Annotated in this window: 13 protein-coding genes; 4 read left to right on the top strand and 9 right to left on the bottom strand. The window is 71.5% G+C overall.

Annotated features, from left to right (window positions below; genetic code table 11):
• From FDO69_RS32420 to FDO69_RS32395, 6 genes are read right to left on the bottom strand one after another with little or no spacing between them, the layout of a single operon-like run.
• Nucleotides 1-861, bottom strand: a complete 861-nt coding sequence (locus FDO69_RS32420; protein ID WP_104785286.1) for a carbohydrate ABC transporter permease — start codon at nucleotides 859-861, stop codon at nucleotides 1-3.
• Nucleotides 858-1,796, bottom strand: coding sequence for a carbohydrate ABC transporter permease (locus tag FDO69_RS32415; protein ID WP_104785283.1), 939 nt, complete (start codon nucleotides 1,794-1,796; stop codon nucleotides 858-860). The genes FDO69_RS32420 and FDO69_RS32415 overlap by 4 nt, the downstream gene beginning before the upstream one ends.
• Entirely contained in the window at nucleotides 1,793-3,076 is a 1,284-nt protein-coding gene (locus FDO69_RS32410) for an ABC transporter substrate-binding protein (RefSeq protein ID WP_104785281.1), read from the bottom strand. The genes FDO69_RS32415 and FDO69_RS32410 overlap by 4 nt, the downstream gene beginning before the upstream one ends.
• A 56-nt stretch (nucleotides 3,077-3,132) precedes the next feature.
• Entirely contained in the window at nucleotides 3,133-3,897 is a 765-nt protein-coding gene (locus tag FDO69_RS32405; protein WP_104785278.1) for a cupin domain-containing protein, read from the bottom strand.
• On the bottom strand, nucleotides 3,891-4,814 hold the full coding sequence (locus FDO69_RS32400; RefSeq protein ID WP_104785276.1) for a DUF6807 domain-containing protein: 924 nt from the start codon (nucleotides 4,812-4,814) through the stop codon (nucleotides 3,891-3,893). The genes FDO69_RS32405 and FDO69_RS32400 overlap by 7 nt, the downstream gene beginning before the upstream one ends.
• Nucleotides 4,811-5,935, bottom strand: coding sequence for a Gfo/Idh/MocA family protein (locus FDO69_RS32395; protein ID WP_170320973.1), 1,125 nt, complete (start codon nucleotides 5,933-5,935; stop codon nucleotides 4,811-4,813). Before FDO69_RS32395 ends, FDO69_RS32400 begins: the two co-directional genes overlap by 4 nt.
• Before the next feature lie 341 nt (nucleotides 5,936-6,276).
• Here FDO69_RS32395 and FDO69_RS32390 point away from each other — a divergent pair, with 341 nt between their 5' ends.
• A complete protein-coding gene (locus tag FDO69_RS32390; protein WP_104785273.1) occupies nucleotides 6,277-7,896 on the top strand; it encodes an alpha/beta hydrolase in 1,620 nt (539 codons plus the stop codon).
• 130 nt (nucleotides 7,897-8,026) lie between these two features.
• Nucleotides 8,027-8,914, top strand: a complete 888-nt coding sequence (locus FDO69_RS32385; RefSeq protein ID WP_104785270.1) for a DUF4436 family protein — start codon at nucleotides 8,027-8,029, stop codon at nucleotides 8,912-8,914.
• A gap of 332 nt (nucleotides 8,915-9,246) precedes the next feature.
• Here FDO69_RS32385 and FDO69_RS32380 read toward each other — a convergent pair whose 3' ends face one another.
• Both FDO69_RS32380 and FDO69_RS32375 read right to left on the bottom strand, forming a co-directional pair.
• On the bottom strand, nucleotides 9,247-9,738 hold the full coding sequence (locus FDO69_RS32380; protein ID WP_104785267.1) for a hemerythrin domain-containing protein: 492 nt from the start codon (nucleotides 9,736-9,738) through the stop codon (nucleotides 9,247-9,249).
• A gap of 89 nt (nucleotides 9,739-9,827) precedes the next feature.
• The gene (locus FDO69_RS32375; RefSeq protein ID WP_104785264.1) at nucleotides 9,828-9,998 is read right to left on the bottom strand and encodes a DUF5670 family protein; all 171 of its coding nucleotides are present in this window, start codon (nucleotides 9,996-9,998) and stop codon (nucleotides 9,828-9,830) included.
• A 233-nt stretch (nucleotides 9,999-10,231) separates the two neighbouring features.
• Here FDO69_RS32375 and FDO69_RS32370 point away from each other — a divergent pair, with 233 nt between their 5' ends.
• Nucleotides 10,232-11,542, top strand: a complete 1,311-nt coding sequence (locus FDO69_RS32370; RefSeq protein ID WP_104785261.1) for an outer membrane protein assembly factor BamB family protein — start codon at nucleotides 10,232-10,234, stop codon at nucleotides 11,540-11,542.
• 96 nt (nucleotides 11,543-11,638) lie between these two features.
• On the opposite strand, the gene FDO69_RS32365 is transcribed toward FDO69_RS32370, so the two are convergent.
• Nucleotides 11,639-13,537 carry a CASTOR/POLLUX-related putative ion channel gene (locus FDO69_RS32365; RefSeq protein WP_104785258.1) on the bottom strand — a complete coding sequence of 633 codons (1,899 nt, stop codon included), beginning with the start codon at nucleotides 13,535-13,537 and terminating at the stop codon, nucleotides 11,639-11,641.
• Nucleotides 13,538-13,825: 288 nt separating this feature from the next.
• Between FDO69_RS32365 and FDO69_RS32360 the strand changes: the two genes are divergently transcribed.
• Nucleotides 13,826-15,829 (top strand): flavin monoamine oxidase family protein, encoded by a 2,004-nt coding sequence (locus FDO69_RS32360; RefSeq protein WP_104785255.1) that lies wholly within the window; start codon nucleotides 13,826-13,828, stop codon nucleotides 15,827-15,829.
• Nucleotides 15,830-15,907 lie beyond the last annotated feature (78 nt).

The raw sequence follows: 15,907 nt of genomic DNA, 5'->3' as shown, positions 1-15,907 counted from the left end.
TCACCCCTTCAGTCCGGAGCTCGCCATGCCCTCCACCAGGAACCGCTGGAAGGCGAGGAAGAACAGCACGATCGGCAGCAGCGCGATCACCGACAGGGCGAACATCGGGCCGAAGGCGGAGGTGCTGGAGGCGTCCACGAAGGAGCGCAGCGCGAGCGTGAGGGTGAACTTCTCCGGGTCGAAGAGGTAGATGAGCTGGGTGAAGAAGTCGTTCCAGGTCCAGATGAACGTGAAGATGGCGGTGGTGATCAGGGCCGGCCGGGTGAGCGGCAGCACGACCTGGAAGAAGCTCCGGAAGGGCCCGCAGCCGTCGATCCGGGCCGCCTCCTCCAGCTCGCGCGGCAGACTGCGCATGAACTGCACGATGAGGAAGACGAAGAACGCCTCGGTGGCGAGGAACTTCGGCAGGATCAGCGGCCAGTAGGTGTTCACCAGGCCGAGCTGGTTGAAGATGATGTACTGCGGGATCAGCACCGCGTGGTGCGGCAGCATGATCGTGGCGATCATGAAGGCGAACAGCGGCCCGCGGAAGCGGAACCTCAGCCGCGCGAAGGCGTAGGCCGCGAGTGAGCAACTGATGACGTTGCCGAGGACCGCGCCGCCCGCGATCAGCAGGGAGTTGCCGAGCAGCCGCCAGATGGAGACGTCGTTGACGCCGTCGAGGGCGGTTGCGTAGTTCGACCACTCCAAATGGCTGGGCAGCAGGTTCAGGCTGGCTATGACCTCGTCGGCGGGTTTGAGCGAGGTGGCCAGCAGCCAGGCCAGGGGGTACAGCATGACCAGCAGGGCGAGCAGGCAGCCCACGTGCAGGGCCACGCGTCCCCACCGAACAGGCCTGTGGACAACGGTCGTAGAGGTCACCGGTCCCCCTCGGAGGCGTAGAAGACCCAGGAGCGCGAGGTGCGGAACAGCACCGCCGTGACGACACCGATCACGAGGAGCAGCACCCAGGCCATGGCGGAGGCGTAGCCCATGTGGGAGGCGACGAAGCCGCGGTCGTAGAGGTACATGGTGTAGACGAGCGTCGAGTCGGCCGGTCCGCCCTTGCCTGCGCTGACCGCGAAGGCGGGGGTGAACACCTGGAAGGCCTGGATGGTCTGCAGGACCAGGTTGAAGAAGAGCACCGGGGACAGCATCGGCACGGTGACGGACAGGAACTGCCGCCACTTTCCGGCTCCGTCGACGGCCGCCGCCTCGTACAGCTCGGCGGGGATCTGCTGGAGCCCGGCGAGGAAGATGACCATCGGGGCGCCGAACTGCCACACCGTCAGCAGGGCCATGGCCAACAGCGCCCAGCCGGGCTTGTTCACCCAGCCGCCGGTGCCCAGCAGGTTGTCCACGGTGCCGCCGTCGTTGAAGATCGCCCGCCAGACGAGCGCGACGGACATCGACGCACCGAGCAGGGACGGTGCGTAGAACGCGGAGCGGTAGAAGCCCTTGCCGTGCTTCATGCCCTTCAGGGCGAGCGCGACGACCAGGGCGAGGGCGAGTTGCAGGGGCACGGCGACGGCGACGTAGGTCAGGGTCGTCGCGACCGAACGCCAGTAGCGGGGGTCCTCGGTGAACATCTGCACGTAGTTGCGCAGACCGACCCACTTCGGCGGGCTGAACAGGTCGTAGTCGGTGAACGACAGGTACAGCGACACGGCCATCGGCAGCAGCGTCAGGACGATCGCGCCGAGCACCCAGGGCGAGAGGAACACCCAGGCGGCGCCCTCGCGTTCGCGCCTGGGGCGGCGCTTCGGGGCGGCGGCGGGGGCGCGCCTCGCCTCCGCGGGGATCGCGGTGGTGGTCATGACCTCAGCTCCGCCTTCGCCTCGGTGACGTAGTTCTCGGCCGCCTCGCGGGGCGACATGCGCGCGTAGGACACCTGGTCGTAGTCGCGCTGGAAGGTGCTCTGCAGGGCGTTGTCGCCGGAGGGCGGGGCCTGGGGCGGATCCTTGAGCTTGCCCTCCAGGGAGGTTTGGAAGCCCGCGATGGTCTTGTCGAAGTCCTTGAGCTGCGGGCCGATCTCGTCGCGGATCGTCTCGTTGACGGGGATGCCGCGGCTCGCGCCGAGGATCTTCGCGGCCTGCCGGTCGTTGATCAAGAAGTCGACGAGCTGCGCGGCCGCCTCGGGGTGGCCGGTGTCGGCCGAGACGCCCACGAACATGGACGGCTTGAAGTACTGGCCGGGTGTGCCGTCCTCGCCGGTCGGCATCGGGGCGAGGGCGACGCCGCCCTTGACCAGGGCGGCGAAGCCGCTGGCCGGGGCGTCCCAGTTGGCGTCGGTGACGGACGTGCCACGCCCCAGCGGGGTGTTCTCGACGGATCCGTCGAGCTGGGTGGTCTGCTCTGCGGGCGAGACGGCGCCCTCGCGGCGCAGCCGGTCGGTGAAGGTCCACCAGCGGGTGAGGTCGCCGGCGGTGAAGCCCAGCCCGCCGTCCTCGGTGTAGAGGGCCTTGCCCTGCCCGCGCAGCCAGACCTCGAAGGCGTCCTCGCTCTGGCCGGGGTCGGTCGCCCCGGGCTTGCCGGTCTGCTTCGCGAGGGCCCGCATGGTGTCGGCCCACTCGCTCCAGGTCCAGCTCTCGCCGGGCAGGGGGACGCCCGACTTCTTCCAGGTCCGGACGTCGTAGGCGACGGTCTCGGTGCCGCGGCCCTGTGGGATCGCGTACTGGACGTCGTCGACGCGGCCGGTGGCGAGCAGGCCCGGGTCGATCTCGGAGGTGCGCAGAACGGACTTCTGTTTCGCCAGGTCGAGCAGGACGCCGCCGGAGGCGTACTGGTCGATCTGGCGGTAGTCCAGCTGCATCACGTCCGGGGCGTCACCGCCGGCGGCCTGGGTGGCGAGCTTCTGCTTGTAGGCGTCGTAGCCGGAGAACGACGTCGCCACGTCGATGTCCGGGTGCTGTTTCTCGAACAGCGCGACGGCCTGCTCGGTGCGTTCCGCGCGGTCGGGGTTGCCCCACCACGTGTAGCGCAGCACGACCTTGCCGCCGCCCGCGGACTCGCCGGATCCTCCGCAGCCTGCCAGCACCGCACACAATGCCAGTGCGGCGGCCGACGCGCAGAACCCCTTTGTCCTGTGTCCGGGCATGCCGAGGTCACTCCCTTCGACGGAGTTTCGGTTGAGCCCCCCTCAGGCCTCTGCTGTTACTCCCCCTGGTACGGCAGTGTGGTGCCGGGCAGCGTGTACTCGTCGCGCCGGCCGCACATGCCGAAACCGCCGAGCCGGGTGGGTGCGGCCTCGTGGGCGGTGGCCCCGCCGAGGTAGGCGGGATCGCCGGCGGCCAGGGCGTCGAGCTGGGCGCCGGTGCGTTCCGCGGTGGCCAGGGCGCCCTCCCGCCACAAGGCCTGCCAGGTGGGCACCTTGTCGCGCACGATCCGGGCGGCGGCCCGCTGGAACTCCAGGTACGGACCGTTGTCGCCGGCGACGAGGGCCTCGCGCAGCCCGAGGTAACCCTCGACTGCGAGGTCCCTGCGGCGTCGGGCGGCCGCGGCCGTCTCCGGTCCCGTGCCGGGCGGCAGTGCGGCCGCTGCGGCGTACCGGTCGGGGTCGGCGAGCACCTCGGGCGGGAAGGTGAACACGGCGTCCCCGGCCTCGGGCAGGCCGCTGTTCTGCATCAGCACCGTGATGCGCAGGTCGCCGCCCTGCACCATGCGGTGCACGGTGCCCGGCGTGAACCAGGCGAGGGAGCCGGCTTCGAGGGGGATCTCCCGGTAGCCGTCCGGGCTCAGCGTCTGGACCGCGCCCCGGCCGCCGGTGACGACGTACGCCTCCGTGCACACCAGGTGCAGGTGCGGGCTGCCGCCGCAGACGCCGTCGGCGGCCTCCCAGTCGTAGGCGCTCAGGTGGGACAGGCCGATCGCGCCGGGCAGCGGGTGCGGAAGGCCCGCCGGTTCGGGTTCGCTCACCACGGCAGACCCTCCAGGTGGGTGCCGACCCGGTCCCGGTCCCAGGCGCCGTCGGCGACGACGATGCGGTACCGGTACCCGAAGGACTCCCCCGGCGGCAGTTCGAACTCCTCGAAGAACGCCCAGGAGAACGCGACCGTCGGGAAGGGCTCGGAGCGGACGAACCAGTGCGACTCGTGGATGGGCGACGTCCCGTCGAGGTTCTCGGGCGCGTGCGCGAACACCAGGGTCGAGTGGTCGTCGACGTCGTCGTGCTCGGTGGTGAAGGCGAGCCAGGGGCCCTGGGTGCCCATCAGCTTGCCCGCGTCGGCGTCGGTGTCCGGGGCGAAGACCGTGCCGCCGGTGAAGTCGCGCGGGCCGCGCCACTGGAGTCCGGTGTAGCCGGCCATCTCGCGGCCCGCGGTGGTCGGGGAGCCGAAGGCCAGGGGCTCGGAGCGGGTGTTGGTGAGCCGGATCGACCAGTCCAGGGCCCAGGATCCGGCCTCCTCGTCCACCGAGTGGACGGTCAGTCCGCGCACCTCGCGCGCCCACTCCTCGCCGCCGTTCTCGATCCAGGTGAGGTTCTCTGTGAAGGCGAGGCGGTCGTCTTCGACGGTGAAGTCCGCGAAGCCGTCGTGCCGCATCGAGCCGACGCGCTCGGGCAGGTGGAGGTAACCCTGCCCGTGGACGTAGCAGTTGCCGCCCCAGAAGTTCTGCCCGGACAGATGGCTCGCGGTCATCTGCAGGCCCTTGTGCCAACGGTGGTCGTTCGGGCGGTAGCCGGTGACGGTGCGGCCCGAGAGGGTGCGCACGGGGTGGGCGTAGGGCTTGCGGGACTCGAAGGGATCGGGGTCGGGACGGTAGACGTAGCGGAGGATCTCCGTGCCGCCTGCGGTGACGGCGATGTCCTCGCCGTGCGTGTGGGTGACGCGGATGGTCATGCCTGCTCCTTGGGGGCCCAGTCGGGGTACTCGCCGTGCATGGCCTCGTAGAAGGGGTCACCGGGGCCGATCTCCCCCGCGTGCACCGAGCGGCCGGTGAACGCCGCCTTGTACAGGGCGGCGGCGAACTCCAGGGTGGCGCGGGCGTCGTGGCCGCTGCCGGGTGGCCGGGTGCCGGTGTCGTAGGCGTCGAGGAGTGCGCCCAGCTGGGCGGTGTGCGAGCTGGGCACGTCGGTCGCGGGAGTGCGCCAGGCGGTGGCGCGCTCGGAGGCGACGTGCGGGGCCGGGGTGTAGGCCCAGCTGTCGTTGCTGTGGCCGTACAGGTGGGTGAGTTCGACCGTGGCGTCGGCGCAGTCGATGCGGATGCGGCTCACCTCGTCCGGGGAGAGCACGCTGTTGACGACGGTGGCGAGGGCGCCGTTGCGGAAACGCACCAGGGCGGTGGACACGTCCTCGCTCTCGGTGTCGTGGACCAGCCTCGCGGCCATGGCCCGGATCTCCTCCCACTCGCCGAGCAGGTGCAGCAGCAGGTCGTACTGGTGGATGCCGTGGCCCATGGTCGGGCCGCCGCCCTCGCTGGCCCACTTCCCGCGCCACGGCACCGCGTAGTACGCCGCGTCCCGGTGCCAGGTGGTCTGGCAGTGCGCCACCAGCGGGGCTCCCAGCTCGCCGCTGGTGATCAGCTCGCGGGCGTGTACGGCGCCGGAGCCGTAGCGGTGCTGGAACACGACCGACGCGTACCCGCCGGAGGCCTCCTCGGCGGCGGCGATCTCGTCGTACTCGGCGAGCGACAGGGTGAGCGGCTTCTCGCACAGCACCCAGGCGCCGGCCTTCAGCGCGGCCACCGTCTGTTCGCGGTGCAGCGAGGGCGGCGTCCCGATGAGGACCAGGTCGGGGCGTACGGCGTCCAGCATCGCGTCCACCGAGGTGTACCCGGCGACCTGGTCACCGGCCACCTCGCGGAAGGCGTCGAGGCGCTCCTGGTCGACATCGACGGCGGCCACCAGTTCCACCCGGCCGGAGTGGGCCCGGAGCGCGGGCAGGTGACTGCCGCTCACGATGGCTCCGGTGCCGACGACGGCCACGCGGCGGCGGGCGGGAGACCCTGGGGTCACGGACATGCGGTGCTCCTCGGACAACCGGCGGACAGGCGCTTGGAAAGCGCTTGCACTCGGAAGGGACCCTAGGCGCGAGAGAATGTCTGGACAACCCCCCTGCAGCGACCTGCACAAGGTCTGCCCAGGCATCGTCCCAGCTCGGGGCGCAGATACGGGCTGTCGTCCCTGCCATGGAAACGGCATTCCCCCCTCTTCCCGCTGGGGATGACCCCACCGGGGACCGGCTGCCAGCCGGAGTGATCGCGCGGCGCACCGTCCCTAGCGTTCTGACGCACAGCACCCCTCTTCCGGCATGCCCCTGCCATGCCGTCGAGGAGGCGACAACGACAGAAAGGACTCCCCACGTGTTACCCGGCTCCACGGGAACCGCGAGACGTGCCGCCCTGGCCGCGACGGCCGCGGCCTTCGCCTTCACGGCGCTGCCCGCCACCGCCGAGGCCACCCCGAACCCTCTCACCCGCTACCACCGGCAGCACCTGACCTGGAAGAGCTGCGTACTCGGGGCCGACGACGCCACCGGCAAGGAACTGGAGCAGGCCGGTGCCCGCTGCGCCGACGTGACCGTACCGATGGATTACTCCGACCCCGGCGGCCGGACCCTCACCGTCGCGATCTCCCGGATCCGCGCCACCGACACCGAACGCCGCGTAGGCCCCCTGCTCCTCAACGGCGGCGGCCCGGGCGGGCCCTCGCTCGGCGACGCGCCGTGGGTGCGCAAGGCGATGAAGGACGTCGCCGCGCGGTACGACGTGGTGGGCGTCGACCCTCGTTTCATCGGCCGCAGCACACCACTGGACTGCCGCTGGCCGACCGGCTCGGCCTGGCGCGGAGCCGGTGCGGACCGGGCCGGCTTCGACCGCATGGCGGCCTTCTCGAAGAACCTCGCCGACCGCTGCCGCACCCACGCGGGCGACGCCCTCCCCCATGCCACCACCCGCAACACCGCGCGCGACATGGACGTCATCAGAGCGGCCCTCGGTGAGCGGCGGATCTCCTACCTGGGCTACTCCTACGGCAGTTACCTCGGCGAGGTGTACACCTCGATGTTCCCGGGCCGCACCGACCGGATCGTCCTGGACGGTGTGATCGACCCGCAACGCTACAGCGCCCGGCTGTGGCGGGGTGCCGAGCCGTCCAACCGCCACGCCCTGCGCGGGTGGGCCTCCTGGGCCGCCGCTCGCGACGCGTCCTACGGACTGGGCCGTACGCGGGGTGAGGTACTGGCCACGGTGGAACGCGTCCGGGTTGCCGCCGCCAGCACTCCGCTGCGGCTCGGCGACCACCGGCTCGACGGGCACCTGATGCCGATCGTCGTCCTCAACGGCCTGTCGCAGCACAACGACGCCGCCTACGGAGACTTCGCGCAGGGCGTGCGGGACATGCTGCGGGCCTCGCGGGGGCAGCGGGTGACACCGTCCCCGTGGCTCGCCGGGGTGCTCGAGTTCGTGCTCACGGGCACCGACTCCCCCTACGGCAGCGCGCAGACGGCGATCGTGTGCGGCGACAACGCCGCGCCACGTGACCCCGAGGTGTACTGGCGCGACGTCCAGCGCTCCCGCGCCGAGGATCCGCTGTTCGCGCCCGTCACGAACAACCTCAATCCCTGCACGTTCTGGGACCGGCCCCGTGAGCGTCCGACCAGGGTCCGGGACGACGTGCCGGCCCTGCTGGTGAGCGCCACCGGAGACCCGCGCACCTCCCACGAAGGCGCCGAGGCCGTCCGCGCGATGTGGCCCTCCTCTCGCCTGGTCACCCTGAAGGGGGCCGACCAGCACGCGGTGTACGGCGTCTACGGGTCGGCCTGCGCCGACGGTGCGGTCAACGCCTACCTCGCGACGGGGCGCCTGCCGGCGCGGACATCGACTGCGCGGCGCGCTCGGGAGGCTCGGGGGGCTAGGCGGTTACGGCGGTTCGTGGGACGAGGACGAGTCGCCCAGCACCTACAGTGTCTGCCTGTGATCTAAGAGTGACTTCGCGGTCCGCCCTGCCGGAGGGCGGACCGACACGCCCCCTGACAGACCGCACGGGCGAAGGCTCCGCTCCCGACGCCGGCCGGGACGAGCCCGTCGCCCCGCCCACCTCTGCGGAGGCACCATGGCCGCGCCCGCACAGTCGCCCCGCCCACGCCGCTCCGGTGCGTCCGTCCTGCTCGTCCTTCTTCCTCTTGCGGTCCTCGTCCTGGTGGCGGTGTCCGTGGGGTCGTGGCTGCAGTTCACCGAGCGGCAGGCGAAGGACAGGGTGCACACGGTCGGATCCGGAGCCGCCGACCGGGTGGACGTGGAGGTCACGGCCCAGAGCGTCGACGCCGCGGCCAGAGAACTCGTCCTGCGGGCCCGGGTGCGCCCGCGCGGCGCTCTCGGCGAGGAGGAGGGGACCGCTCCGGTGGCCGATCTCCGCCTCCAGACGTCCGTGGCGACCCTCGGCGACCTGGCGTTCGAGGCGCACGAGCGGCTCGCCCCCAAGGACGTGCAGGTCGCACTCACGGGTGGGTCGATCAGCGACTACCCGTTCGACACCTATGACACCGACATCGAGTTCTGGGCGGTGCTGGGTGGCGAGCCGGTGCCGGTGCGGATGCTCTTCTCCAACAACGACACCCTCTTCTCCATCGCCGTGACTCCCCCACCCTCCGGACAGGAGGCCGTCCTGGGGCTGAAGCTGTCCCGGTCGGGCAGCCTCATCGTGTTCGCGGTCTTCATGATGGTCGTGATGTGGGCGCTGGCGACGTCCGTGCTTCTCGGGGCCTGGTTTCTGACGACCCGCAGGCAGGGTCTGGTCTGGCCGGCCCTCGCGTGGATGGCCGCCACGTTGTTCGCTCTCGCGGCGTTCCGCAACACCGCCCCCGGCACACCGCCGATCGGCTGCGTGATGGACTGGTTCGCCTTCTTCTGGGCCGAGACCGTCATCGCCCTGTGCCTGATCGTCGCGGTCACCGCCGGTATCCGCACCACTCTGCGCACAGATACCGACCGCCCCGCCTAGGCCGTGCTCCAGAAGAGGGTTTGGCCTTCGCTCCGCGCCGTGATGTGTGGTGGGGGCGAGGGAAAGCCGGCGGCCGGCCTCCGGCCTTCGACGGTGAGGACTGCAGGGCCCGGCAGTGGCTCTGACCTCGCTCGCCAAGAGAGTTCCGGTGTCGCTGCAGGCGTGCCCTGCCGTGAGTCTCTCCGGCATCCTCGCTGCCGACGGACAGCTCACTCGGAACGGGCTTGGGGAACAGACCCCAGGCCTGCCACCACGCCACCCGAAGCGCGACGGCAACCGGCCCTGATGGTCACCGCCCGCGGGCGGTGACCATCAGGGCCGGCCTGGCCGGGTCAGGACTCGACGATCTTGCGCACGTTCTCCACGGAACCGCACCCGGCCTTCAGCCGGCGCTCACGCTCCTGCAGGAACGCCAGACCGAGTTCCTCGCGCCGCTCCATCGCCACGTTCTCCCGCGCGCCGTTGAGGATGGTGCGCTCCTCCTCGTCGGCGTGGTGGGTGACGGCCTCGACCAGCTCCTCGAGCTTCGAGTCCCACTCCTCGGAGCCGACCTCCTCGACCTCGAGGAGCTCCAGGAGGGCCTCGTTGCCCTCGTCGTGCTCGTGCTCGCCGTGCTCGACCTCTTCGTCATCGATGTTCTTGTACCGCTTGAGCGCCGGGTAGACCTTGGCCTCCTCGGCCTGCGCGTGCGCGATCAGCAGGTCCGCGAACTCCCGCAGGGCACCCGCACGGTCGTCCTCGACGCTCCGCATCCGACGGAAGAGGTCTTCCATGCGCCGGTGATCCTGAAGGATGAGTTCTACGACGTCTTTGGTGTCGGCCATGGAAATGGAACGCCTTTCCTGGGAGAGCTTCGGGTCACTTTCGTCTACCCCATTCCTGGCGATTTGTTCGCCACCGACGTGCTGCCGGTCTACCAGCGGTACCAGCGGCCCTTACGGCCACCGCTGTCCGCGGTGCGCACCACGAAGCCGAGCAGCCACAGGACCAGCACGATCACCGCGATCCACCACAGGGCCTTCAGTGCGAAGCCCGCACCGAACAGGACCAGGGCCAGCAGCAGGACGAGAAGCAGGGGAACCATAGTTATCAACCTCCGCTCCCTCAGGTGCCCTGCACACAGACGAACACACAGTCGAATCTTCATGTTTCTTCACAAGGATCACGGGCACGTGAATCGCTTGTGCCGGGCGGGCCGCCAGGATCGGCTCCCGCCCGAAGTTCCCCTCGTCGCAAGGGAGTTGTTCTCCATTCCACGGGTATGCGGAGCGGCGGCCGGTGCGCCGGCCCACTTCATCCGACCCGAGGGGGGTTTCCATGGGCAGTTCCACGAGGCGCGTCCGGGCGAGATCGAGCTGTGTGGTGGCGACGGCGCTGGCGGTCCTGGCCGTCGGCGCCGGTCCCGGCGGCGCGGCCACTCCCGCACCCGCGGCCACTCACGCAGCCGCGGCCGCGACGGCCATCGCCAAAGCGAGGGCCAAGGCGAAGGTCAAGGCCACTTCGGAACCGCCGGACGCCACACTGGGCTACCGCGCCAACGCGCGTAACGACAGCTTCGTCACCGGGGCCACGGCCGCCCCGCCGTTCACCAAGGCCTGGTCGGTCGACCTGGGCTCGGCGGTCTCCGCGCCGGTGGCGGTCGGCGGGAAGGTCTTCGTGGTGGTCAACGCGGTCGAGGAGGAGGAGAGCGGCGGCCCGCGCATGGAACTCGTCGGCCTCGACGCGGCCACCGGCAAGAGGCTGTGGCCCCAGCGGCTGATCGCCGACAACGACCCCAAGGCCACCCTGGCCTACGGCGGCGGCCTCCTCTACACCCAGACCGGCAGGGGCGTCGTGACCGCATGGGACCCGGCGACGGGCGGGCAGCGGTGGACCCGCAGCATCGGCTCGGGCTCCTGCGAGTACCCGCCGACCTGGTACGACGGCACGCTGTACACCCAGGACGGCCGGGGCACGGCGCTGGCGCTCCGCCCGAGCGACGGAGCCGAGCTGTGGCGGGCTCCGCTCGTCGACTGGGGATGGTCGCCCGTGGTCGTCGACGACCTCGGCGTGTGGTTCGGCTTCGACAACGCCTCGTACCAGCTCCTGGACCGGCACACCGGCCGGGAGCTGCGCCGTTACGACGTACCCGACCTGCTCGCGCTCGGCGGCAACCCGATCGCGCGCGGCGCCGGGGCGCTGTGGCTGCGCAGCGACGACCTCGCCGACGAGCGGACCGTGGCGTACGACCGGAACACCGGTGCCGTCCTGCGGTCCTTCCCCGCCGACGCCACTCCCGCGTTCGGCCCGGGCCGGGTGTACGTGGCCCACCGGGGCGTCGTGAAGGCGATCAGCACGACGACGTACAAGACGGCCTGGAGCTACCGCAGCCCGCGCGGGGCCGCGACCGTCCGGCTGGTCGCGGGCGGGTACGTGTACGTCCAGGACGGCAACGGCAAGCTGGTGGTGCTGAACGAGCGCAGCGGCGCTGCGGTCTGGTCCTACCAGCTCTGGGCCGAGCCGCACCCGATGGAGAACGTACTCGCGGAGGAGGACTGGCGCGGCTGGGTCAACCCCGGCATCGCGACCCATGACGGCCGCGTGTTCGCACCCGGCCAGGACGGCGTCCTGACGGCGTTCGCGCACTGACCCGCCCAGGAGGGGGCGCCGGGTGCCCGCACGGGCGACCCGGCGCTCCGCGCGTGCCGCCGGTCGCGTTCGCGCGTCCAAACTCCCGGTTCTCCCTCAATCCGTCCCCACGACGATCACCTCGTCGGCGGCCGTCCAGCGGCGGCGCTCGGACTTGGGCGGGTTGACCCGCACGCCGTAACCCGGACTCGTCGAGGCGTCGTCGTGGCTCCGGTAGCCGATGGCGCATTCGCCGCGCCCGCGTGCCGCGGCGACGACGGTGGCGAAGGCCGTCTCGCACCCGGGCAGCACGTAGTCGCCGGCCGGCCTCAGGCGGATGCCGGTGCCGTCGGCGGAGAACAGCTCCTCGAAGACCGCCGCGAGCTGCCGGTTCTGGGAGATCTGTGCCATGAGCAGGCCGATGAGCTTGCCGCTGATGATCACGTCGGCTCCGGGGCCGAGGGGTGCCAGCGCCCGGTTTCGGTCGTCCACCAGCTCGGTGACGACGGGGAGTTCACGCCCGGACGCTTCCTCCAGCTGTCGTAGCAACAGCAGGGTGACGAGCGTGCGGTTGTCGGGCTGGTCCGGGGGGTGTCCGGGAGCGGGGTCCTCGCCCACGACGATCACGCTGTCGTAGGAGTGCACGTCCAGACGCCGGAGGGTCTCCGGGCGGGTGACGTCCCCCAGGTGGAGGGTGAGGGTCAGGCCGGTGCCGTCGGGCGCTGCGGACTCGCGCACCTGCCGGACCGTCGCTTCACCGCCGTCCGCCACCACGTCGACGACCGACCCGGACCGGGCACGGCGACGCAGCTGCTCGATCATGAGCGGCGCCCGGCGGTTCCAGCCGAGCAGCAGGACCCGCTCCGGCCGCGCGGACGTCGCGGGCCCGGAGACCATCGCCGCCTTCTCGACCCACTGCCCGCACTCCCCCGGCCATGCCGTGTCGTCGTCGCGGGAGATGACGATGAGCAGATCGTCCGCGGCGACGGTCGTCTGCGGCGGCGGGTTGAGCAGCGGGGTGTCGCCGCGCACCAACCCGACGACGCTGGACGTCGGGTAGGACAGCAGCGCGTCGCCGAACGGGCGGCCCGTCAGGGACTCCTCGCCGACCAGGTAGAACTCGTCGCCGGCGAAGTCGAGGAGCTCCTGGTGGACGAGGGAGAGCCCGGGGCGGCGGGCGGCCTGGACGATCAGCCGGGCCGTGACGGTGTCGCTCTCCAGGACGACTCCGCCCGGGCCGGCGGCGAGGCCGGCGGCCATCCGGTAGCGGTCGTCCCGGACGGCGGCGACGACGGGCGGGCGGTTCTTCACCCCGGCCAGGGCCGCCCGCAGCGCCAGCAGCGTCTTGACGACCTCGGCATCGGCGTCGGGCTCGTCGCGGGGCAGGACCAGCACGACGCCGGCCGTCGCCGGACTGGTCAGAGTGAGCACGGTCGGGTCGGTGGTGGGGCCGCTGCGGCAGATCAGCCGCGTCCGGCCGACGGGTCCCACCTTCGTGGCGAGCGCCTCCTCCATCGCGGTCTTGTCGCGGTCGGCCAGCACCGCCACCGCCGCGCGCCGCTGGTTGGCATTGGCGGCCACCAGCTCGCCGACGACCGTGAACACCTGTTCCGACCAGCCCAGGACCACGACGTGCCCTTGTTCGAGCACGGTCGACCGGCCACGCCGCAACGCGGTGAGCCGCTCCGTGAGCGCCGTCGTGATCAGGCCGACCAGCGTCGAGACGTACAGCAGCGCCACCAGGGCGAGCAGCACCGACATCGTCACGCGCAGCGGCCTGCCGGTCGCCCCGCCCAGTCGCAGCGTCTCCCCGGTGAGGCGCCACACCTGTACGAGCCGGTCCGGCAGGGACCGCGGAGCGTGCGGGTCGGTCCACACCACCAGGGCACTGGCCGGGACCACGACGGTCAGACACAGCAGCGCCATCCAGCCGAACAGGGCCGAGGCACCCCGGGCCAGCGTGCTGTCGAACCAGTAACGGGCCCGGTCGCCCAACGGAGTGCGCCGCTGCGCCACCGTTCCCCCCTCGGTCGTCCCTGGCTCTCGTGCGGCCGGTCGGCGCCGCGTGCGCGGTGCGCCGGGCGGGACGGCCGGAGAGCACGGTTGTGGATACGCAGTCGCAGTGTGGGGGCTCGTTCACGGTGGCGGACGCGGTTCGCCGCGCATTCATTCCTTCGGGTTCGCCGGGCATGTCGTGGCGGCAAATCCACTGTGACGTGAGGGTTTTGCCCCTGATTCGCTCCTTAGGGGCAACGCCCGGGCGAACGGCGGCGGCCCGCCACGGCGGCCGTTACAAAGATCGTCATGACTGATGATCACGCGGTGACGCGCTCTGACGGTGGTTTCTCCCGGCGGGAGTTCGCGGCGGTGGCCGGCACGGCCACGGTGGCGACGGCCCTGGCCGGCGGTACCGCCACGGCCCTGCCCGCGCCGCTCGCCCCGGCCGTTCCCGGCACCGGCCGCGGCGCCGACTCCGACAGATGCCTCGCCGTCGCCCGTGCCCTGCTCGTCCTGGATTCCGACGACCGCCCCCTCGTCCCGCGCTACCGGCGCGTCCTGAAGGACGGACTGCCGGCGCGACGGACCCGCCCCAAGGACGTCCTCGTCATCGGCGCCGGCCCGTCCGGGCTGGTGACCGCCTGGCTGCTGAAGGAGGCAGGCCACCGGGTGACGGTCCTGGAGGCCAACGGCAACCGGGCGGGCGGCCGCATCAAGACCTTCCGCAAGGGCGGCCACGAGGGCGCCGGACAGCCCTTCGCGGATCCCGCCCAGTACGCCGAGGCGGGCGCGATGCGCATCCCCGGCAGCCATCCGCTGGTGATGGACCTCATCGACCGGTTCGATCTGAAGAAGCGGCGCTTCCACTACGTCGACGTCGACGAGGAGGGACGTCCCGCCGCGCGCACCTGGATCCACGTCAACGGCATCCGTGTGCGGCGCGCCGACTACGCCCGTTCCCCCCGGCGCGTGAACCGGTCCTTCGGTGTCCCGAAGGCCCACTGGGACACCCCCGCCGCAGCGATTCTGCGTGCCGCGCTGGACCCCGTGCGCGACGAGTTCAGCTCCGTCGGCCGGGACGGCAAGCGGGTCGACAAACCGCTGCCGGAGCGGCTGCGGGGCTGGGCGCGGGTGGTGAAGCGGTTCGGCGACTGGTCGATGTTCCGCTTCCTCACCGAGCACGCGGGGCTCGACGAGCGGACCGTCGACCTGATCGGCACCCTGGAGAACCTCACCTCGCGCCTCCCGCTGTCCTTCATCCACAGCTTCATCGGCTCCTCCCTCATCAGCCCCGACACGCCCTTCTACGAGCTGGAGAGCGGCACGGCCGTGCTGCCGGACGCCCTGCTCGAACGGGTGCGCAAGGAGGTGCGCTTCGACCGCCGGGTGACGCGCATCCAGTACCACCACCCCGACCGGCCGTCCCCGGACGGCGGGCATGTGCGGAGCAAGGGCCCGCACGTGTGGGTGGACACCGTGTCCGAGGGGCGCGACGGCCCGGTCGTCCGCGAGCAGTTCACCGCCGACGTCGCCGTGGTCACGGTGCCGTTCTCCGGACTGCGCCATGTGCAGATCGACCCGCCCCTGTCCTACCGCAAGCGCCGCGCGGTCTGCGAGCTGCACTACGACAGCGCGACCAAGGTGCTGCTCGAGTTCAGCCGCCGCTGGTGGGAGTTCGACGAGGACGACTGGAAGCGCGAGCTGAACGCCGTCGACCCGGGCCTGTACGACGCCTACCGCACCGGCAAGGCCCCCTCGGACGGCAGCCTGCTCGGCGCGCACCCCTCGGTACCCGGCGGGCACATCACGCAGGCTCAGCGCACCCACTACGCCGCGAACCGCGCGATCGGCCGCGACCAGCCGGAGGCCGCCGGCGTTGTGGGCGGCGGCTCGGTGTCGGACAACGCCAACCGCTTCATGTTCAACCCGTCCCACCCGGTCCCGGGCAGCGCGGGGGGTGTGGTCCTGGCGTCCTACAGCTGGGCCGACGACGCGCTGCGCTGGGACTCCCTGGACGACGAGGCCCGGTATCCGCACGCGCTGTGCGGTCTGCAGCAGGTCTACGGCCGGCGTATCGAGGTCTTCTACACCGGCGCGGGGCGTACCCAGAGCTGGTTGCGCGACCCGTACGCCTACGGGGAGGCGTCGGTGCTGCTGCCCGGGCAGCACACGGAGCTGTTGCCCGTCATCCCCGAGCGTGAGGGGCCGTTGCACTTCGCCGGGGACCACACGTCCGTCAAACCGGCGTGGATCGAGGGAGCCCTGGAGTCGGCCGTGCGGGCCGCCCTGGAGGTCCACACGGATCAGTGACCGTTGATCGAGGGGCCCCGGCGCACATGCGCCGGGGCCCCTCTGCGTCCACCTCGCACCGGGCGGCGCTTCCTGCGA

The sequence above is a fragment of the Streptomyces tibetensis genome, assembly GCF_007655005.1.
GTDB classification, from domain to species: Bacteria; Actinomycetota; Actinomycetes; order Streptomycetales; family Streptomycetaceae; genus Streptomyces; species Streptomyces tibetensis.
The sequence above is the reverse complement of the archived record's forward strand: the minus strand, read 5'-3'. Positions and strand labels throughout refer to the sequence as shown.